Consider the following 21,872-nt stretch of genomic DNA (forward strand, 5'->3'; position numbering starts at 1 on the left):
AATAAATACAATATTAAATATTTATGAATAAGTAACAGTTCAGCCTTTCGGCTGAACTGTTACTTATTCCGCCCTATTTTAAATTCACCTGCGGTGAAAGGGCGGATTCTATTTTCCTATCACGCATTTTTACGGAGTTTGCAACAAGTGCAAACTCCTACCCTGCACTGTTACATAAATCCGCCCCCAGCAGATTACTCAATTTTGCAAATTCTTCTAAAGACAATGTCTCTCCCCGGACACTTGTCCCCTTGCCCATCTTCTCAATCGCCTGTTCGATCTGCTCTTTTGTAAAGTCCAGTTCCGGCGAATTCCTTAATCCATTCGCCAAAGTTTTTCTTCTCTGGTTAAAAGATGCTCTGATAATTTTGAACATCAGCTTTTCATCACCAACCTGTACCGGAGGATTTTCATACCGTTCCAGACGGATCACCGCAGATCCGACCTTTGGTCTCGGCATAAAGCAGTTCGGCGGTACATTTGCCACGATATACGGGCTTGCGTAATACTGCACTGCAAGAGACAATGCACCATAGTCCTTTGTTCCCGGTCCGACCTGCATCCGGTCTGCCACTTCCTTCTGCACCATGACCGTGATGCTCTTAAGCGGCACATGATTTTCAAATAATCCCATAATAATCGGAGTTGTAATATAATATGGGAGATTGGCTACTACCTTGATCGGTCTGCCGCTGTTCTGCTCTTTTGCAAGCTTTGCAATATCTATCTTTAGCACATCTTCGTTGATGATCTGCACGTTGTTATATCCATCCAGTGTGTCTTCCAGAATCGGAATCAGCGCTTTATCAATCTCTACGGCAACAACCTTTCCCGCCGCACAGGCAAGATACTGGGTCATGGTCCCGATCCCCGGTCCAATCTCCAGTACCATGTCATCCTTCGTAATCTCCGCAGAACGAATAATCTTATCCAGTACATGCGTATCGATCAAGAAATTCTGACCAAATTTCTTTTGAAATGTAAAATCATATTTTTGAAGCACCGCAATTGTATTCTGCGGATTACCAAGTGTCGGTTTTTTCATACAGATATCCTCTTTCTGTTTCCTGCGGTATGATAACTATTCAGCCTTTCGGCTTCATAGTCACAATCCATAAAATCTGCGTGCATTTTCCTCTGTAACCCGAATGACCTCTTCTGTTGATATACCTTTAAGTTCTGCGATTGCTGCAGCCACATCATGCAGATTAACAGAAGAATTACGTTTGCCCCGGTTCGGCTCCGGCGCCAGATATGGACAATCTGTCTCCAATACAATATGGGTCATGGGAATTGCCTGTACCACTTCTTTTAGCTTTCTGGCATTCTTAAATGTCACCACTCCGCCGATACCGATCAGATATCCCATACGGACATATTCTTCTGCCATCTCCTTTGAATAGGAATAACAATGAATAATTGCCTTCATCCCCTGTCCGTATTGCTTCAAAATATCCATCGTGTCCGCAGCAGCCTCCCGACTGTGAATATTGACCGGAAGCCCGATTTTACGTGCCAGTTCCAGTTGACGGATAAACCAGAGCTTCTGAACATCATGACTCTCATTATCCCAGTAGTAATCCAGACCGATCTCCCCGACTGCTGCAATCTTATCTCGCTTCAGAAGTTCTTCCATTTCCGCAAACTTCTCTTCGTCCAGCATACCGACTTCATCCGGGTGAACCCCTATCATTCCATACATAAAAGGATATTTCTCTGTCAGTTCCAGGACACGCTGCCAGGAATCCACCGCGGCGCTTGCATTCACGATCGTTCCGATACCATGCTCTGGCATGGATGCAAGAAGTTCCTCCCTGTCTGTATCAAATTGTGAATCATCGTAATGTGCGTGTGTATCAAATATCATAGTTATATCATCCTTGTTCTCTGCATATGAAGCATATTATAACACAATATCGTCTATTTTTTCAAATGTCTCCAGACGATAAGACTCTACTGTATTTCCTGCTGCCAGATAGAACGTGTCACCCACATAAAGACCTCGGATATTTGAAGACATTCCCGTCAGTTCTCTTTCAAACACAATTTCGAATCCGTCTTCTTTATCATAAGAGAAAATATAATATTTCTGGTACTCTCCATATGCGCTGAATCCAATCAGACCTTTCTCTGCATCAATAAATGCAGCCTTATAGTTATATGCAACATCTGTAGAATAAGCGCCTTCTATCACGTATTTTTGGATCTCCTGTACATCCTTCGGATCGCTGATATCAAACATAGACAGTTTTACGCCGTTAGTCGTTGTTCCGGTCTCATCCACATCCATCCCGACACCCAGCAGCATTCCCTCTCCAAATGGATGTAAATACTCTGAAAATCCCGGTATCTTCAATTCTCCCAGTATCTTCGGATTTTTCGGATTCGATAAATCTACAGAAAACAGTGGGTCCATCTGCCTGTATGTCACAAAATATCCGGCGTCTCCCATAAATCTCGCTGAATATACTCTTTCATCTTCTGCCAGATTTTCGATCCGAGATAATTCTTTTAAATTCTTATCCAAAATATACAGCACGTTTGTATCTGTCTTTGGCGCTTCACTTTCCTCTTCTGTATCACCGAACAGTGTAAGCGGCATAATACCGCTGTTTCCCACAGGGCTGACTATCGTCACCAGCCGCAGATTGCCTTTATATTCATCAATACTAAAAGAATCATTCAGCGTGCCGTCTATCTTTACCTGTCCGACTGCTTTAAGCTTTCCGTCTTTATACCCAATCTTGCGGATCCATGTCCGGGTAATGTCGGTGCTGCTCTTTCCGTATCCATAATCACTCTCACAGATGTAGATATTCTCTCTGCTTACATAACACATTCCCATTGTTCCAAATACTGCCTTGCTGTCAACCTGCTCTTTTGGATCATCTAATGAGAAGGACGTGATCACTGTATACTGACTTCCTGCATTAAATGAAGGAAGAAAGATATCTGTACTTTCGATTGTCTTTCCCTGTACCATCGGAATATAGTCTTCCAGATTTCTTGGCACACAGCCCATATCAGGATAATAATTACTCAGCATATAGACGTGATCACCCACAATACGCATGGTGTTGAAATTACCGCTCTGTGTAATCTTTCCGATAGATTTCGCATCCTTTGGATCGCTGATATCAAAAGTCTCTGCTACAGAATATTCCCTATAACTTCCATACTCACTGCCGCCCGCCGGCTCAGTATATTCTGAACGGGTATACACTGCAATAAGTCTGTCATTTTTCACAAAAATCTCTGACACATATATATTACTTTCCAGATCGATTACTCCCAGTTCTTCCAGTTCTTCGTCTGTAATATCTACGATATTGATCCGGTGACCGTTGAGCACATAAAGCTTCTCGCCGTCTGTTTTAACAATGTCTCCCTCGCCAACGCCCTCTTCACGGGTATTTGTATCCGAATACCCGCCTTCTGCATAAACAGCGGCGCCTGCGTCCTGACCTGCTGCCTGGTCCATCGCCAATTCCGTCTTTGCTTCCATCGTGCCGGCATTATTGCTCTGATTTCTCCGTTTATTTTCCGCTTCTATATAAGAATAAATCTCATTATAGTCCCTTGCAGACGCGATTTGAGTTACCTCTCCCTCATCACCTTCCGAAGCAGTTGATTCTTCTGTGGATTCTGATGCACTGTCCGCTTTTGCAGAAACTCCTTCTTTACCGTCCTTATTCTGGTCTCCCAAAAGTCCCGCGCCCGCCGCTCCAATGCCTGCAACAACAACACAGCATGCTGCTGCCGCCATGAATTTCCGATAATATGCCAGTTTCCGTTTCTTTGCTCTCTCTTCTAACTGATCCATCACACAATCCGGTTCCAGGGTAACCGGAATCTGAATCTTGCCGGACTGTTCTTCGATTAATTTTTTCAAATCTTTTTCTTCCATGATCCAAAACTCCCTTCTTTTACTCTATCACCTGACGCAACTTCTCCAATGCCCGGGCTTTGCGAGAACGCACAGTGGCGGGATTCATCCCTATCATTCCCCCGATCTCCTCGCTGGGATACCCGCCCAGGACCGAACAGGCTACTATCATCCTGTCCTCTTCATTAAGCTGCATAAAAGCTGCCCGTACATCGCAATTCACCGCATGGTCCGTCTCCTGCGCTACAATCTCCTCCGTCAGTTCCGCTGTCCTGCCCTCCTGCCGGAAACACTTCTTACACTGATTCGACAAAATCGTGAAGATCCAGCTTCTGAAAGATTCTTCCTTTTTCAGCTTATGCAGATTTTCATAAGCAGCAACAATTGTTTCGCTGACCACATCCTCTGCATCTTGCGGCTGTCTCATTGTATAAAGCGCAAAGCGGTACAGATCTTTATATATCCTTCCATATAATGTACCAAATGCCTGTACATCCCCATGACGGGATTTCCGGATCAGCGCCCGCTCCGAATACTTCTCATAATCCTGCATCCGTTCCCCTCCTTTCAAAGCTATTACATCTATTAGGTAACAGTTCAGCCTTTCGGCTTCCTGTTACAGGCATCAAGCCATGCAAAACCACTTCGTGGTGGCTTGATGCATCTCTACCTGTACGTTATTTCACGGACTTTGCAGCCAGTGCAAAGTCCTGAGCTGAACTGTTACCTATTAGAGTCTTTTTAAGTGAATTTTGTTGCATTTAAAAAGTAACCGCCCCTCGACTAAAGGATTGCGGTTACTTTTTTTGTGACTTATTAATTTGGGATTAACCAACTATCAACAGCGCCTTGTTTATTATATTAACAAAAGACTTTTGAATTGTCAAATTAACCTTCGCTGTCCAGCTTTGCTATATCATCCGTATACAACTCGGCGATCTTATCTTCCAGGTCTCTTTCCTGCTTTTTCATGTCATGATGTTTCCACGCAAACACCACAATAACAAGGATCAATATGATCAGAGCAGGTATATCCCACCAACAAAAACCTAATGTTGTATGTTCTAATATATATGACATATCCATTCCTCCTTTTCTTGTTATTATATGTTTGTGGATCCTTCATTCACTCCATGCAGTTCATCGAACTCTTTCTGCATAGCTTCCAGCTTTTCTTGCCTTTCCTCATCGAAATCTTTCTCGCGTTTCCTCTGATTATGAGTGTGTACGATCAGCATGACAATCATAACCGCTCCTACCAGAAGCGCCGGCAGATCCCAGAAGTGTAAGCCTAAACTGTTGTGTACAAAATATGAAAAATCATACAACATCCTGATTACCTCCTTCTTAAACAACTATATTTCATCTGTTTCTTTACTCTGCCGATTCCTGCTGTTTTCTCTTAAGCATCTCTGCCTCAAGCTCCTCTACAAGTTCAGCAATTCTTTCCTGCCGTTTCTTCATGCTTCTTGTATATGCTGCATATACGATCATTGCGATCAGCATCAATAAGAAATGTAATACACAGCACTCATGATCATCAAGATCTCGATTAGCCAACGGTACTTCTTCGTCAACTACAGGAACAACTTCAACTTCACCGTTATCGTCTGTTGTAATCTCACCGCCGGTTGTTCCGTCTCCAGGCGTCGGTACTGCCGGTGTTACTGCCGGAGTCGGCACTGCCGGTGTTGCTGGCGCTGCGTCTCCGCCCGGTGCTGGTGTTGGCGTTGGTGCTGCGTCTCCTTCCGGTGTTGGGGTTGGTGCTGCGTCTCCTTCCGGTGTTGGCGTTGGTGTTGTGTCTCCTCCCGGTGTTGGCGTTGGGGTTGTGTCTCCTCCCGGTGTTGGCGTCGGGGTTGTGTCTTCTCCCGGTGCCGGGGTTGGTGTTGTATCCCCGTCAGGTGTTGGAGTCGGTGTCGGTACTACTACAGGATTTTCTGTGTAAACAACCGTTATTACAACATCTCTTGCCGGCATGCCTTCCGCTCCCGTTCTTACGAATGCGTAGTCTGCTGTATATCCGCTGATTATCGGTGATGTATAACCAAATGTTTCACCTTCCAGATACTGGGCATTTACGCTCGGCGCTGCTGTTGTTCCATCAGAGTATATATAATTGATTGTCAATGTATAAGTATCTTCAACTTCTGTAGGCTCTGTTGTACTCGGCTCTGTAGGCTCTGTTTCATCACTGTCCCCGATTGCTGCATTTACAAGGTCATTTCCTGCATCCGCTCTCACTACTTCATAAGAACATTCCAGTGTAACTTCCACACCTGGTGCAAGAGTATCAATGATAGCTTCGTTGTCATCATTTACTTCAATATTATCTGCCCATGTTACCCGCCCTGCTGCATTCAGGTTATCCATAATAACTACGTTGTTCAATGTGACGTTTCCTGTATTTACAACTTCAATTTCATATGTGATTACTTCACCAATTTCGTAAGTATTCCCTTCTTCCGGTACAGATGTTACGGTCTTCACAACAGTCATGTTCGGATTCTGTTCCTCTGTTTCAACCTCTCTTTCTCCCGGATCAATCTCCGGTTCCGGTCCGTCTGGATTCTCTTTATCAGCTGTTCCTGCCGCTACATTAACTACGCTGCCTGCCTTGATGTCCTCTTCTGTTACTGTATACTCTGTTGTAAATGTTTCACTTGCTCCCGGTGCCAGTGTCTCAATTGTCCACTCATCACCTGTAAGCTCATCTGTTACAACGATATTCTCCAGAGTCTGGTTACCACTATTTGTTGCCGTAATCGTATATTCGATTACTTCATTCAATGCATATGTCTCGCCGTTTTCCGGTGTGCTTGTTGTGTCTTTTGTGATTGTTAAGTTACCATTTGCTTCTACTGTTGCAACTGTTTCATCATCAGAAGCCCTTACAGCCTGCCGTTGCGGATTTTCTGCTGTTCCTTCTGCTGTCGCCACATTTTTAACTTCACCTGCCACCAAATCTTCTTCTGTAACAGCATACTGAGTTTCAAACGTTCCACTTACTCCCGGTGCCAATTCTTCAATCGTCCACTTATCACCTGTAAGCTCATCTACAACTTCTATATCCTTTACTGTAAGATTTCCGTTGTTGAGTACTATAATCTCATAAGGAATCTCCTCATTAAGACCAACTGCTCTGCCATCCGCTAAAACAGCCTCCTTATCTACATAAAGACTCGGCGCCGCCGTTTCTATCGGTTCATCCTTCTCCCCCGGTGTTACATCCGGTTTTTCTTCATCCGGATCAGGACTTGTTCCTTCTGCTGTCGCTACATTTTTAACCATTCCGGCAATAACATCTTTTTCTGTTACTTTATACTCTGCTTCAAATGTTTCGTCTTCTCCCGGTGCCAGTGTCTCTATCGTCCACTCATCACCTGTAAGCTCATCTTCTACCGTAATATTTGTAATTGTAAGGTTTCCATCATTCTTCACAGCAATCTGGTAGTTGATTACTTCACCAAGTACATAAACTGCCCCATTTTCCGGTGTACTCAATGTTGTCTTGCTTACTGTTAAGTGACCATTTTTATCATCCGTGTTATCTGTTACATCATCTGCTGCTGTAACAGCATTGCCGTTAGATGCTGTTCCTTCTGCTGTTGCTTCATTAAGGATACTGCCTTTAAGAATATCTTCTTCTGTTACTTTGTGTTTAAAAGCATATGTTTGCTCTCCATCCGGTACCAGCTGGTCAATAACTCCGAGTAACTTTCCATCCTCAGGACTAAGACTATCTGTTACATTAATATTGTTGACTGTAAGATTTCCAGTATTTTTTACAGTAATCCGATACTCAATCTCACTGTCTAATGCAAATGTTCCATCTTCCGGACTGTTTGTTGTTACCTTCGTTACCCGCATTTCTCCGTTTGCATCAGCCACATCAACGCTATCTGTTGCTGTATAAGTTTTACCACCTGAAAAAGATGCTGCTGCCTCATTGACAAACTGTCCTGCAAGAATATCCTCTTCTTTAATATCATAAACAGCTTTTGTTGTTCTTTTTTCCCCTGCCGGAACATTTTCAAATACAGACTCACCTGTAATTGTTACACCGTCTTTTTCAGAAATCGTGATAGTACGTTCTGTTGCGTATATGTTCTTTACAGTAATCTCAAATTCAACAGTATCACCAAGACCATATTCTCCGTCCTCATGAGCCTTGGTAATAATCCCAAGTCCGCTTGGATCTGTAATCTCATCTGTAACTGTCAATGTTCCTTTTTCTTTTTTAACGTCATAGTTATCTGTCGTATCTTTACCACCTGCTGTATATATTTTCACTTCCTGAATTACGTTATCAGAAGAACCAACATACGGCTGACTTCCCTCAACCGTTATATTTGCTTTCTGACCGGCTGCAAGAGTAGAATCGTTAATAAATTCATATCCCTCGGCTTCTAATGCTTCGCCGTCATATACCTTTGTGCCTGATGCAGCTTTAACAGTAATCGGCCGTTTTGATACTGACAATGTTCCTCCTTTATATGTTACAGAATTATAGCTGTCTGTTACATCGACTTCGTTACCATCTATTGTACGGACAACCTTATAATCCTTAATTGTATTTGATGAATCCCCTACATCTGTCTGGCTTCCGGAAACATCTGCTGTAAGAGTGTCTCCCTCTACTAGAATACGCTCGTCATTAACTGTAAATCCGGAATTCGTTAATGCTGTTCCATCATATTCTTTATTATCACTGGCTGCTGTAAGAATAATCTCTGTTGCAATCGGTGTGATCGTTAAGAATCCGTCTACTACCCTTACTTTAAGATTTTTGTAGTTCCTTGATTCTGCCTTAAAGTCAGCTTCTGTAAGTTCCATCGGATATTTTCCGGCAGTAATTCCTTTTGCCTCCGCTGTATGACCCTCTTCAAGACTTACTGTAATTGTTGCATCAATTGTTTCTGCATTAGACGTAAAGCCTGTTACACTCTGCTCGTTTCCATCGTATACTCCGCTTTTGTTCGCTCCAGTTACTTCTACTTCCACCTCTTCTTGAACCGGGGTAATCTCAAGCCAGCCATCCTCAACTACAAATTCAAAGTTATTATAATTATCGGATGCTGCTGTAAAGTCTTCCGGTACAAGTTCCATCAGATACTTGTCAGCTTCTGTTCCCGTTGCAGTGTCTTTTCCGGTTTGTGAAAGTGTAACTGTTACATCAGCCGGTGCATCAGATGTAAATCCTGTCACACTCTGCGGAGTTTTATTATATTCCTTAGAGTCTTGTGTACCTTTGACATGTATTGTCAAGGTATCTGCTGGGTTAATCTTCAGCCAGCCGTCTATAACATCTACATTAATTTCACTGTAATTATCAGATGTAACTGTAAAATCTTCCTCTGCCAGTCCCATATAGTATTCACCGGCTTCTGCTTCGGTTATACTGTCTTTCCCTTTTACGTTCAGGACAACTGCTACATTCGCTGGTGCATCAGATGTAAATCCTTCTATCGTCCACTCATTACCATTGTAAGTCTCCGTACGATTTTTTCCAGTGATTGTTACCGTAAGAGGTTCTGTAATTGGTGTGATATCTAGATAACCATCTACTACTTTTACATTAATCGTCTCATAGTTATCAGATGTAACTGTAAAGTCTTCCTCTGTCAGTCCCATCCGATATTGTCCGACTACGGTTCCCGTTGCAGTATCTTTCCCAGTTGTGTTAAGTATTACATCTACATTTGCTGGCGCATCAGATGTAAATCCTGTTACACTCTGCTCACTTCCGTTATATACCTTACTGTCATGATTTCCGGTAATTGTTACGGTAAGAGGTTCTGTAATTGGTGAAATATCTAGATAACCATCTACTACTTTTACATTAATCGTCTCATAGTTATCAGATGTAACTGTAAAGTCTTCTTTTGTCAGACCCATCGAATAATGTCCGACTATAGTTCCCTTTGCAGTATCTTTCCCAGTTGTGTTAAGTATTACATCTACATTTGCTGGCGCATCAGATGTAAATCCCGTTATACTCTGCTCGCTTCCGGTATATATCTTACTGTCATGATGTCCAGTAATTGTTACGGTAAGAGGATTTGTATCCTTCGTAATATCAAGATAACCGTCTACTACTTCTACTTTAAGATTATTGTAGTTATCAGATACTGCTTTGAAGTCCTCTGCTTGAAGGCCCATTTCATAATGTCCGGCTACGGTTCCCTTAGCAATAGCCTTTCCTTCCTCTTTAAGTTCCACACGAATTGTCTCATCAACCTCTTTCGCATTAGATGCAAATCCTGTTACACTCTGCTCACTTCCGGTATATGTTTTGCTATCATGATTTCCTGTTACTGTTACTATTGTTTCCGCAGTAGTTGGCGTAATCTCAAGCCAACCATCTTCCACCTCTACAGCAACATTTGTATAGTTCTGCTTACTTACTTCAAAGCTCTCCTCTGTAAGTTCCATTTGGTAAGTATCAGCATTGATTCCTGTTGCCTCTGCTTTTATACCATTTTTCAGTTCTACCTGGATGCCCTTCGGTGCATTAGATGTAAATCCTACTACTGTATGTGGATTTTTGTCATATTCTACAGTAGATGTGTTGCCTTTGATCTTTACAGTTGTCGGGGTAGTGATCGGGTTAATCGTCAATTTACCATCCACAACCTTCTTTGTAATATTACAGTAGTTTTCTGATGTTACTACAAAATCGTCCTCTTTAAGCCCCATATAGTAAGTATCGGCATTGATCCCCTTTACAACTGCTGACCTTCCAGAAGCCAGCGCAACTGTTACGCTCTCGGGTGCATCAGATGTAAATCCTGTTATTTGCTGTTCGTTTCCATTATAGGTCACTTCATCGCTATTTCCGGTAATTGTAACTTCCAGTTTATCATCTGTCGGATTAATCTTCAGCCAGCCGTCTTCTACTTTGACTGTCAGATTTGTATAATTTTCCGATGTTGCCAAAAAATACTCTGCTTCCAGTCCCATCATATATGGTTTTTCCTGAGCATTTGTACCGGACGCCTTTGCCTCCATACCTGCTGCAAGCTCTACATTGATTGTTTTATCAATTTCCTCTGCATTGGATGTAAATCCTGTTACACTCTGTTCTTCACCTGTATATGTTACAGTCCCATGATTTCCGGTTACTTCTACTACTGTTTCCACAGTAATTGGCATAATCGTCAACTTACCGTCTTCTTTAATATGAACGGTAACATCTTTGTAATTAGGTGAGGAGGCTTTGAAGTCACCTGCCGTTAAGTTCATGTAGTAATCGCCTGCATCTGTACCCTTCGCTTCTGCTTTTTTTAAGAATCTTAAATCCACCTTTGCGTTTTTAGGTGCATCTGATGTATAGCCTTCTACACTTTGTTCTTTTCCAGTATATTCTACTTCATCACTATTTCCGGTGATATTAATAACTAAAGTATCTGCCTTTTCAATCTGCAGCCAGCCGTCTATTACATTTACTGTAATGTTCTTATAATTTGGCGATGTCGCTGTAAAGTCATCTGCCGCTAAGTTCATTTTATATGTTCCGGCATCCGTTCCGGCGGCTTTCGCTGTCCTGTCTGTTTTTAACTCTACATTTACGTCTTCCGGTGCATCCAGTTTTTCATATCCAATTACATACTGTTCCGCTCCGGTGTAAGCTACTGTCTTCGTATTCCCTTTGACGTTTACCACCAGTTCTTTGTCTGTCGGATCAATCTTAAGCCAGCCGTCTTCTACATTTACTTTAATATTTGTGTAGTTCGGTGATTTGGCTTCAAAATCCTCTGCCCTTAAATTCATCGGATATGTTCCGGCATCCACACCACTGACTGTCGGCTGACCTGTCCCGCCCTTCCAGGTAACTGCTACATCACTCGGCGCATCAAATATAAAGCCTGCTACAATGTGCTGTTTCCCAGTGTAAACTTGTGTATCTGTACGTCCTTTAACATTTACTACCAGTTCTTCGCCTGTCGGATCAATCTTAAGCCTGCCATCTGTTACTTCTATATCAATGTGCTCATAATTATCAGATGTTGCTACAAAGTTTTTCTTTGTTAGGTTCATCAGATATGTTCCGGCATCTTTTCCGGATGCTTTTGCTTCGGCACCTTCTGCTAACTTAACCGATACACCTTTAGGTGCATCATAGATATATCCTGTTACTTCTTGTATCCCACCAGTATATGTTACTGTCTTTGTCTTACCAGTAATTTTTACCTTTGCTAAGTCAGCCTTCTCAACTGTCAAAGAACCGTCATTTACAATTACTTCTATATCCGAATACTTTTCAGATACAACATCGAAGCTATCTTTGCTTAATCCCATCGGATATGTTCCGGCATTTGTTCCAGTTGCTCCTGTTTTAAAATCCTTTTTTAAATGAACCTCGATGCTTCCCTCTGGAATGCCCTCCGGATATTCTACACTATATTCTGATGTACTTTGTTCTTTTCCGTTATAAGTTACAGTTTTATGTTCTCCATTAATGATTACTTTCTGAGGTTCCGGTTCTGCTTCCTTCTCCCATTTTGCGTAAAAGTATACCATAGGCTCTGTCACTTTGTATTCAGTTCCTGGCTGATATAAAGTTCCCTCACCTTCTGCATCCCGTGTCCAACCCTTAAATTCATAACCGGTTTTTACCATAGAACCCTGTCCGCTCAATGTGATTACTTCGTCTTTTTTAGCTTCTACACGATCCTCTTCCGGCTTACCTGCTGTATGTCCATTTCCTAAATATTGAACAATATAAATATCATAGTCCTCACTGCGGTCAACATTATATCTAAATGTAACTTCTGTCATTTTATATTCGTTTACATAAGATGCCCAGTTCGTTGTCTCTCCCCAATTTGCATCTGTCGTATAATACAGCTTTCCATTTTCAATCTTAAATGCATAAACATAGGTACGGTTATAATCATTTAACTCAGCAAAAGAGTATACCCAGTGTCCAGTTCCCCAATTTACACCCCCATCCGGCGCCAAATTCAAATCGGCATCAAACTCATAAAGATTAGAAGAAAGATTTGATGCATTTAGCTGAAAGGGAAAACCCTCTTCCGCAGTAATGCTGCCGGATTTAGGTGCACCATTTCCTCCTTGATCACCATTACCATTTCCTACATGCCCATCTCTCAAAATCGGCATCGGATCTAATGGAACCGTTACAAGTTTTCCCGAAGCTTTTGCTGCCCGGAACATTGTTCTGTTTTCCTCTGCTTCGCTGTCAGACTCTTTTTTATCTTCCTCTTCTTTATCTTTGTCCTCGTTATTAGTTTCCTCTGACTTCTTATCCTTTGTCAGAGCCTTTTTATCATCTTCCGGTTTCTGCTCTTCTATCGAATCTGCTTTCAAAATTTCTTCCCTGTATAATGTAGTAATCTGTTTATCTCCTGCGATTACCATTTTATATGTGGAAACATTTCCATTTACTGATTCTGGATTCAGAATGTTACCATACTGATCTTTTACCTGGTCAACTTTATAGTTTCCTGTTGTTTGTATTTCAAAGCAGAGAGTAGTATTATCTTTTACTTCCTTAATATACTGTCCATTCGTATAGGAAGCATCTGTTTTTGCTTCCCCGTCAGCCCACACACGAATGATACCTTCGTTAGCTGTCGGCTGTTCAAATATAACACTGAATTTCTCCTCTGTTGCTTCAGCCGAAACTTCCGGTTCCTCTTGTGTCTGATTTTGCTCCTCCAATACTGGCGGTTCTTGTATTGTCTGTTCTTCTGTCTGACGCTGTTCCTGTACCGGCAGATCCTGTACTGACTGCTCTTCTGTCTGACGCTGTTCCTGTACCGGCGAATCCTGTACTGGCTGCTCTTCTGTCTGCTGCTGTTCCTGTACTGGTGACTCTCCTACTATTGCTGCCTCCAATGTCAGCGGTTTTTCTGCCCCGGGCTCTTCCTGCTGCGGAAGCTCTATCTCTTGTACTGTTACTGTAGGTTCGGTCTCACCCTGATATGGGATCTCCGCACCCTCACCTTCCGTTACATTAGTGACAGCGATGTCGCTCTCTGCAGTTGTGTCTGTACTTTGGGCACCATCTGTCACCGCCGGTTCTCCATCGGTTGCCGAAAGAAAACCATCTGCGTGTGACAGGCATGTTCCTGCGACCATTGCCACTGCAAGCACCAATGCCAGCCATCGTTTGAAATTCTTTTTCATAACCCTCTCTCCTTTTTCAAATCCTTGTCACACTCAATTTTGTCTGACTACTACTCTTTTTGTTGTTTTATATATGATGCCAAGATTGTGGGCGTGCACAGCACGGAACAATCCGCAGGCATTAAAGGGTAAAGCATTCTATAAAAACCCTAGAAACTCTTCCTATATAATATAAGAGCGTTCTACTTGAGAAAAAGGCTCACGTTTTCCACATTTTTTTAATTTTTTTCATAATGTGTGGATAATTGTACATAATCAAATGGTTAGACAGTGACGATAAGAGCAACAACTAACCTAGTGGGTACTTTACCACTATAAAAGAAAAGAAGAATCCCCAAACTGTGCTGCAACACGGTTTGGGGATTCACTTTTTGTCCGCATGGACTTGTGATTTCTTTTTGCCTATTGGCATTATAGCATCTGGTATCACTCAAAGGCTGAACTGTTACATTTTTACGTTACTGTTCACAGTCGAAATGCGCATAAACTGCGCATTTACGACCTAATACAGCGAAGTTTACAAGCATTTGTGCCTCGCCGCAGGCGATTTTAAATGCACAAATGCGGTTACTGTGCACAACAGCAGGCTGTGAACAGTAACATTTTTACTCTACTTTTCGTATATAATATTTGCCCTTCTGTCTGCCCATCTGCAAAACCAGCTTCCCTTTGATCTGCCGTTCGCCTACGACTCCAAAGGTACGGGAGTCCGCGGATTCCTCACGGTTATCTCCCATGATAAAAATCTGCCCTTCCTTTAACGTCATCGGATACTTCACAGCTCCCTGCTGCTCTGTCCTGCCTTGAATATAATCTTCCTCAATCTGCTCTCCATTGACATAGACGCTGCCGTCCCGGATATCAATGGTATCTCCGGCTGCAGCAATGATTCGTTTTACATAATATTCTTCCGACGGAATCCTCACGGAAACCACATCTCCCGCTTTGTATTTTGGACAAAACCTCACATACAACACCAACTCGCCATTTTTAAGCGTGGGCAGCATAGACTCTCCTTTGACAAAAGAGCAGCCGATCACAAAACGAAAAACAAGGAAAACGATAACAAGAAGTAAAAGAAATTTCTCTGCATCCTTCAGCCAGCCATATTTCAATCCGTCGAATTTTCTAAAGAGCCTTCTATCTTTCCTCACAATGTCACCTTCACTAAAAACCATCACTTTAAGCAATAAGTACTATATTAAATCAGCTTTTCCGTTGTCTTTATATTTATCATACAAATCTTCGCCTGCCAGTTTCATAATATCCAGAATTGCTTCCTCCGGAATCTCCATATACTTTGCCAGTTCTTCAATCGTTACTGCACGTCCTTTTTCATCCGCCAGATGATGCAGTGCAGTATCCAGATCATTCACCTTCTGTTCCATCCTTTTATCACAGCGTTTCAATTCAGTCTGCTCCTCGATCAATATTTGTATCCCCTGGCGGACTTCTTTTCTAAGACACATATCCCATTCTGCTTCCGTCTCTCCTTGCACACCCCCGGCTTTTAATAAATCAACCGCAAGAATGAGACTGACATTTCCTTCTTGTACCAAATCTCCCAGAAAAACTTCCTGACATCTCATCTGCAATGCAATCTCCAACACGACTGGCAGATAAATTTCCACCAGACGGCTCTTTGCCTTTGCATCCCCTGATGCAATCTCTGACAAAAGCTGCTCACGCTCTCCCGGTCTTTCTGTCCGAAGAGCTGCAAGATCCTCCTGATATTCTTTTAAATACCCCTCTTCTTCCGCACTCATGCCGCCATTCCCTGCACTCCCGCCGCTTTCTGCAATTTTGCCGCTCTTCATATAACCTGTCACAGTAATCCGCTGAGACAACAGATAATCATAAACCAGAAGGATCTGCTCCTCTGATAATGTCTCATCACAGAAAAACTCTTTCACTTCCTCCTGTGAAATACGGCTGCCCTGTTCCATCGCTTTTTCCTTCAGCAGTTCTAACTTTTTCAGAAATTCCTGCTCTTTTCTCACACTGTCTCCTCCTTGCTTTTTATGATTCTTATCACTTAGATTCCCGTTATTTTTACTTTCTGTTACTACAATTCCTATTACCTATTTTGAAAAAGGACTTGTCGGCTCCAGTGAATCCGGCAAATCCTTTTGTACATCTTTTCGTTTCTTATTTCTTTAAATACATTTCTTTTGATAAGATTATACTTACCTTTTTAGTAATGAAATTAACCGTTACTGTTCACAGTCGAAATGCGCATAAACTGCGCATTTACGACCTAATACAGCGAAGTTTACAAGCATTTGTGTCTCGCCGCAGGCGATTTTAAATGCACAAATGCGGTTACTGTGCACAGCAGCAGGCTGTGAACAGTAACAATTAACCTCTGTAGTAATTAATCAGGCATCCTTTCAGTATAATCTCACGCTCTGCATCAGTCATATCTCCCAGCTTCAATTCGATTTCTTTCAAGGTATCGCCTACAACATAGGCTTTCACTACAGCGTCTTTCTCTTCTATACACTTACGAATGTCCGGTACAAAAATATAATCTCCATTCTTAAACGGAAGCGCCTCGTGATCTACATCTGTCAAAAACGGAAGCATACCCCAGTTGATCAGGTTAGAGCGGTAACGCTTTGTTGCATATTCATTGGCAATATTTGCCCAGCCGCCGAGCACCTTCTGACAGGACGCTGCCTGCTCACGGGCGGAACCATCCCCCGGTTTCACTGCAAAAATAGTACTTCCGATTCCGATATTTCCTTCACCCACTTCTGGATAATCCTTCTGGATCACTGCCATCACTGGCTTCAGCTCTTCCAGCACATCCAGCGGACACGTTCCCGCTTCAATAGCTTTCTGGGCAACCTGTACTTCCTTGGCACGTCCAACATAAGCCGGGTCTTTTCTGGAGAGAGCAAATTCTGCCAGTCCCAGCGGATTGGAACGATAAGAAGAAGTCTCGCCGGACGGTATCAATTCATCTGTAGTCGTAACCGGATCATGAATCTCAGAAACTACCTTCAAAACCAGATTCTGCGGCAATGCTGACATCGCCGGCCAGTCCTTAATATTGGGCCCGAACTGAATCTCAACAGACGGGTCTGCTTCGCCCTTGCTGTCAAAAACACGATTCTCATATATACTCTTATCAAAGTAATACTTCTGTCCCTTATATTCCACATCCATGGCTGTCGCCGGAGTCAGGAATCCCTTATTAGCCGCGGTTGCCGCAATGGAGCGTGCGTCCATCAGTGCAACAGAAGAAATCTGCCCGCTCTGCAGCTTAGAACCTTCACGGTTCGGGAAGTTTCTCGTAGAATGTCTGATAGAGAACGCATTATTTGCCGGAGTATCTCCCGCACCGAAACATGGTCCGCAGAATGCAGTCTTCACAATTGTACCCGCCGCCATCAAATCTGCAACTGCACCGTTCTTCACAAGTTCCATATAAACAGGTGTACTTGCCGGATACACGCTGAATGTAAAGGCGTCAGAACCGATGTTTTTACCCTTGATTATATCAGCGGCTGCACAGATATTTTCAAATCCGCCGCCCGCGCATCCTGCAATAATTCCTTGCTCTACATACAGCTTTCCGTCACGGATCTTATCCTGTAATGAATAATTTACTGCACCGTCAAGACTTACAAGAGCTTTTTTCTCTACATCTTGCAAGATATCCTTCAAATTTGTATTTACCTCATCAATAGTATACACATTGCTCGGGTGGAATGGCATAGCGATCATTGGCTTGATTTCGCTTAAGTTCACATAAACCATACCGTCATAGTATGTACATGCTCCCGGATTTAATTCCTTATAATCACCGCTTCTTCCATGAATCTCATAGAATTCCTGAATCTTCTCATCTGTTTTCCAGATAGAAGACAGACAAGTAGTCTCTGTTGTCATTACGTCAACCCCGATACGGAAATCCGCGCTCAGCTTTTCTACGCCAGGTCCGACAAACTCCATCACTTTATTATTGACATATCCATTGCCAAATGTAGCGCCGATGATCGCCAGCGCGACATCCTGCGGTCCCACCCCTTTCATAGGTTCGCCGTCCAGATAGATTCCGATAATTCCCGGCATCTTGATATCATATGTCTTATTCAAAAGCTGTTTTACAAGCTCCGGTCCGCCTTCGCCCATCGCCATCGTACCAAGGGCGCCGTAACGCGTATGACTGTCAGAACCAAGAATCATCTTCCCGCCTCCGGAGAGCATCTCCCTTGCATACTGATGGATAACTGCCTGATGAGGCGGAACATAAACACCGCCATACTTCTTCGCACAAGTCAGTCCAAACATATGGTCATCTTCGTTGATAGTACCGCCGACCGCACACAGAGAGTTATGACAGTTTGTCAGCACGTACGGAATCGGGAACTTCTCAAGTCCTGACGCACGTGCAGTCTGAATGATTCCGACAAATGTAATATCATGAGATGTCAGTTTGTCAAACTTAATCTGCAGGTTGTCCATGTTGCCGGATGTATTATGTGCGCTCAAAATGCTGTACGCAATTGTATTCTTTGCAGCTTCCTCTTTGCTCAGGGGCGCCTGTACACTGCCGTTATCTTCTACAATCTCCATTCCATTCAGCAGATACACGCCGTTATCATATAATTTAATCATCTGAATCCTCCTGTTATTCTACATTATGGGTTTTATTTTATCACGGTGAAGTGTGCTTGTAAAGAAAATGGGAGTTACTTTTCACACCCGGGCCGTGCACTAGTTGCTTTGAGCACCGTAGGTGTGAAAAGTAACAAAGGGGAGCGATTATTCTCGCTCCCTGAGTACTTTCTTTACTTCAATTTGGGTTTCACCTATTCGGATCACATCATCCCGCTGGATTTCCTTCTCTTGGTAAATCCTCTCTCCATTCAAATATGTTCCATTTCTGGATCCCATATCCATCAGATACAGCCGATCCTCCTGCCGCAGAATAGCACAATGCAGCTTCGATATTCTCGGGTCTTCCTTGATCGTCAGGAACTTTTCAAACTCTCCGTCTGTTCTGCTTCTTCCAATTCCTATATTATCATAAAACGTATAGCTGAACTTCTCCCATGTGTCCAGATTCTCCAGAATTACTTTCCACTGTCTCTTCGTTTTCTTTGGAGGCTGTGAAGCCGCCTGCGGCTGCTCCGCTTCCGTATTCCTGCCCTGTCCTCTTGGCTCTGACTCCCTAATCCTTCTCTCCGGCTCTTCCTGACGGCTTTGTCTTGCTCTTACAGACTCCGGCTCTTCCTGATGTCTCTGTCTCGCTCTTACAGGCTCCGGCTCTTCATCGCCGTATTCTTCATACTCGTCATCTACATCATATCCATCGTAATCATACTCATCCTGCTGCTCATTGTTCTTCCTCAGGGTAACCACAATTGCAATAATCAGACCTAATGCGACCACAACTAAAAGCCCCATTATAACCCAATACAACATATGTTTCTCTCCTTTGTACATTCGCCGCCGAATGACCATACATATTCAGCCGGCAGTTTTATCATTCATGAAACTCTACTTATCTTACTATATTTTTACGTTTCAGGCAAGAAGTTTCAGACATATTAAAAATACTGCCCTTCAGCCACCTAGTTTCTTTCAAATGATAAACAGCCGTCGTCCGTTCTTACAATTCCGCCTCATCGATCACAACAGTATCCAGATTGATCTCTCCTCCCATAGCGTCTACCTCTGCAAGAATCTGCTCTGCAGCCGCACAGCCGATACCGAACCGGGTTGCGCCCAGCTTGTACATCTTAAGAAGTGTATCCAGATCTCTTACTCCGCCTGCGACCTTAAGCTGCGCTCTGTCACCAATGGTATCCATAATAACCTTTACATGATGCAATGTGGTCGGCTTTCCAACTGAGAAACCAGAACCTGTCTTCACGTAATCTGCGCCTGCCTTAATAGACAGCTCACATGCTCTTACAATTTCCTCATCCGTCAGAAGCATTGCTTCAATAATTACTTTCAGCGGAACTCCAGGTGTTGCGTCACGAACAGCTTTAATATCATTGTATACAAGATCATCAAAGCCTTCCTTCAGCCAGCCAACATTAATCTGCATATCATTTGTTGCCGGATCCAGTTCCATAAACTGGTGCGCAAGGAATACCTTTGTCTCTGTTGTCTCCTGTCCTGTCGGAAATCCAAGGGACGTACCGAACTTTGTCACTTCTGCGTCCTCCAGCAGTTCTACAAGCTGCGGATAATAGCATGGCCAGCAGAAGCATGTGCCGCATCCATATTTTTTGCAGACCTCAACCATATGCTTTACATCACTTAATGTTGTATCCAGCTTCAATACGCTCGGGTCCATCATGTATGCAATGTCATCCTTGGTTAATATGGTCTTTCTTGGTCTTTCTGTTAAAATTCCTTTCATTTCTATCACCTTTCTTCTATTGTCAGTTTAATCGTAACAGTTCAGCCTTCGGCTTCCTGTTACAGGCATCAAGCCATGCAAAACCACTTCGTGGTGGCTTGATGCATCTCTACCTATACGTTATTTCACGGACTTTGCAGCCAGTGCAAAGTTCTGGGCTGAACTGTTACGTTTGAGCAGCTTCCTTTATCAGGTATGAAGCTCTGTCAGTTTACCATATTTCTTTCTGCACTCTACAAACCTCTCAGTATACGGCTTGTTATAAGCAACACAGCCTACTGGCTGCTGACGGATCATCAATTCCTCACAGTTCATACACTGTGTACAATATTTAATCTCATCTTCTCTGCCTTCCAGCAGTTTCTGCGGTGTCAGCGGATCTGCAAATGACTGTCTTCCAAGTCCGACCATATCCATCATTCCTTCTTCGATACAATGAGCGCCCATTGCGAACAGAGAAGATTTCTCAGGATCAACAGACATCAGCTTGTTCTTCTTTCCCCTGAACGGAGAGAAATGAGAACCAATTACAACAGTTTCCGGTTTCAGTGCTTTCTTCATCATATCTGAAAAATAAATATGCAGGTAAGAAAGCTCAGGAGCATCCTTCAATGCTTCCATATAATTCATTGCACTATGTACATTTCCAAGAGATTCGATAAAGTAAGTAGCGCCGCGCTCTTCCAGTCCCTTAATCAAGTCAAGCGGTTCTGTCATATCCATCAGCGGAGATTCCGGTCCTGCTGAACCAAATCCGCCCGGATGTCCTTCCCACATGGACATCTTGGAACCGATAAGAAAGTTCTTATCATAATTAACTGCCTTCATGATTCTTTCCTGCAGATCAAACGCCCACTGCCTTCTCCGCTCCCAGGAACCGCCGTATTTCCAATCACGGTCATTGAACGGACGGATAATCTGAGAACCAAGATATCCATGGCAAAGCTTCATATCAATTCCATCTGCACCGACCGCATATGCGATCTTAGTTGCCTCTGCAAACTGATCCATGATATGATCTACTTCTTCTTCAGAAAGGATATCGCCTCCGATGCCGTACATCGGTTTTACACAAACCTTCCGGGAGAATTCTGACTCACTGATCTCACCGGAATGTGTCAGTTGGAATACGATCAGTGTATCCGGGTTCACTTCTTTCAGTTTCTTAATAAAATTTGCCAGAGGTTTTTCATTCCGCGGCATAATCTCCAGTTGTGTCTTTCTCGCTCTGGATTCATTTGTAACGGTAATCGCCTCAAGATCTACCAGTCCAAATCCGCCTTTGTAAAGATTTTCATATCTTTGATATGTAAGGTCTGTCGGATTTCCTTCTGCATCTGAATCTACACATTCCATCGGTTGTGCAAAAAATCTGTTTTTACATTCTCTTGTTCCTATTTTAACCGGACTTAATAACGTCTCTTTATAACCCATTTTTCTCTCCCTTTC

Annotated in this window: 13 protein-coding genes; all 13 read right to left on the reverse strand. The window is 43.0% G+C overall.

Annotated features, from left to right (window positions below):
* Positions 1–157 precede the first annotated feature (157 nt).
* Positions 158–1,045, reverse strand: a complete 888-nt coding sequence (gene rsmA, locus NFS18_RS00750; protein ID WP_251386688.1) for a 16S rRNA (adenine(1518)-N(6)/adenine(1519)-N(6))-dimethyltransferase RsmA — start codon at positions 1,043–1,045, stop codon at positions 158–160.
* 60 nt (positions 1,046–1,105) lie between these two features.
* Positions 1,106–1,867 carry a TatD family hydrolase gene (locus NFS18_RS00755; RefSeq protein ID WP_251386690.1) on the reverse strand — a complete coding sequence of 254 codons (762 nt, stop codon included), beginning with the start codon at positions 1,865–1,867 and terminating at the stop codon, positions 1,106–1,108.
* A gap of 36 nt (positions 1,868–1,903) precedes the next feature.
* Positions 1,904–3,907 carry a beta-propeller domain-containing protein gene (locus NFS18_RS00760; RefSeq protein ID WP_251386692.1) on the reverse strand — a complete coding sequence of 668 codons (2,004 nt, stop codon included), beginning with the start codon at positions 3,905–3,907 and terminating at the stop codon, positions 1,904–1,906.
* A 19-nt stretch (positions 3,908–3,926) separates the two neighbouring features.
* Positions 3,927–4,439: an RNA polymerase sigma factor gene (locus tag NFS18_RS00765; RefSeq protein ID WP_251386694.1), complete on the reverse strand. Its 513-nt coding sequence runs from the start codon at positions 4,437–4,439 to the stop codon at positions 3,927–3,929.
* A 335-nt stretch (positions 4,440–4,774) separates the two neighbouring features.
* A complete protein-coding gene (locus tag NFS18_RS00770; protein ID WP_251386695.1) occupies positions 4,775–4,966 on the reverse strand; it encodes a hypothetical protein in 192 nt (63 codons plus the stop codon).
* 23 nt (positions 4,967–4,989) lie between these two features.
* The gene (locus NFS18_RS00775; RefSeq protein WP_251386697.1) at positions 4,990–5,217 is read right to left on the reverse strand and encodes a hypothetical protein; all 228 of its coding nucleotides are present in this window, start codon (positions 5,215–5,217) and stop codon (positions 4,990–4,992) included.
* A 43-nt stretch (positions 5,218–5,260) separates the two neighbouring features.
* Entirely contained in the window at positions 5,261–14,038 is an 8,778-nt protein-coding gene (locus NFS18_RS00780) for a DUF7507 domain-containing protein (RefSeq protein WP_251386706.1), read from the reverse strand.
* A gap of 605 nt (positions 14,039–14,643) precedes the next feature.
* Positions 14,644–15,192: a signal peptidase I gene (lepB, locus tag NFS18_RS00785; RefSeq protein ID WP_251386708.1), complete on the reverse strand. Its 549-nt coding sequence runs from the start codon at positions 15,190–15,192 to the stop codon at positions 14,644–14,646.
* Positions 15,193–15,234: 42 nt separating this feature from the next.
* Positions 15,235–16,038: a sigma-70 domain-containing protein gene (locus NFS18_RS00790; RefSeq protein ID WP_251386710.1), complete on the reverse strand. Its 804-nt coding sequence runs from the start codon at positions 16,036–16,038 to the stop codon at positions 15,235–15,237.
* A gap of 358 nt (positions 16,039–16,396) precedes the next feature.
* Positions 16,397–18,664 carry a hydratase gene (locus NFS18_RS00795; RefSeq protein ID WP_251386712.1) on the reverse strand — a complete coding sequence of 756 codons (2,268 nt, stop codon included), beginning with the start codon at positions 18,662–18,664 and terminating at the stop codon, positions 16,397–16,399.
* Positions 18,665–18,811: 147 nt separating this feature from the next.
* Entirely contained in the window at positions 18,812–19,474 is a 663-nt protein-coding gene (locus tag NFS18_RS00800) for an FHA domain-containing protein (protein WP_251386714.1), read from the reverse strand.
* A 187-nt stretch (positions 19,475–19,661) separates the two neighbouring features.
* Positions 19,662–20,423: a deoxyribose-phosphate aldolase gene (deoC, locus tag NFS18_RS00805; protein ID WP_251386715.1), complete on the reverse strand. Its 762-nt coding sequence runs from the start codon at positions 20,421–20,423 to the stop codon at positions 19,662–19,664.
* A 189-nt stretch (positions 20,424–20,612) separates the two neighbouring features.
* Positions 20,613–21,857 (reverse strand): oxidoreductase, encoded by a 1,245-nt coding sequence (locus NFS18_RS00810; RefSeq protein WP_251386716.1) that lies wholly within the window; start codon positions 21,855–21,857, stop codon positions 20,613–20,615.
* Positions 21,858–21,872 lie beyond the last annotated feature (15 nt).

The organism is Mediterraneibacter agrestimuris, assembly GCF_943193195.1.
Taxonomy (GTDB): domain Bacteria; phylum Bacillota; class Clostridia; order Lachnospirales; family Lachnospiraceae; genus Schaedlerella; species Schaedlerella agrestimuris.

Coding starts and splice junctions, on each gene's coding strand:
- rsmA (WP_251386688.1), bottom strand. CDS start 1,045: ATGAAAAAACCGACACTTGGTAATCCGCAGAATACAATTGCGGTGCTT.
- NFS18_RS00755 (WP_251386690.1), bottom strand. CDS start 1,867: ATGATATTTGATACACACGCACATTACGATGATTCACAATTTGATACA.
- NFS18_RS00760 (WP_251386692.1), bottom strand. CDS start 3,907: ATGGAAGAAAAAGATTTGAAAAAATTAATCGAAGAACAGTCCGGCAAG.
- NFS18_RS00765 (WP_251386694.1), bottom strand. CDS start 4,439: ATGCAGGATTATGAGAAGTATTCGGAGCGGGCGCTGATCCGGAAATCC.
- NFS18_RS00770 (WP_251386695.1), bottom strand. CDS start 4,966: ATGTCATATATATTAGAACATACAACATTAGGTTTTTGTTGGTGGGAT.
- NFS18_RS00775 (WP_251386697.1), bottom strand. CDS start 5,217: ATGTTGTATGATTTTTCATATTTTGTACACAACAGTTTAGGCTTACAC.
- NFS18_RS00780 (WP_251386706.1), bottom strand. CDS start 14,038: ATGAAAAAGAATTTCAAACGATGGCTGGCATTGGTGCTTGCAGTGGCA.
- NFS18_RS00795 (WP_251386712.1), bottom strand. CDS start 18,664: ATGATTAAATTATATGATAACGGCGTGTATCTGCTGAATGGAATGGAG.
- NFS18_RS00800 (WP_251386714.1), bottom strand. CDS start 19,474: ATGTTGTATTGGGTTATAATGGGGCTTTTAGTTGTGGTCGCATTAGGT.
- deoC (WP_251386715.1), bottom strand. CDS start 20,423: ATGAAAGGAATTTTAACAGAAAGACCAAGAAAGACCATATTAACCAAG.
- NFS18_RS00810 (WP_251386716.1), bottom strand. CDS start 21,857: ATGGGTTATAAAGAGACGTTATTAAGTCCGGTTAAAATAGGAACAAGA.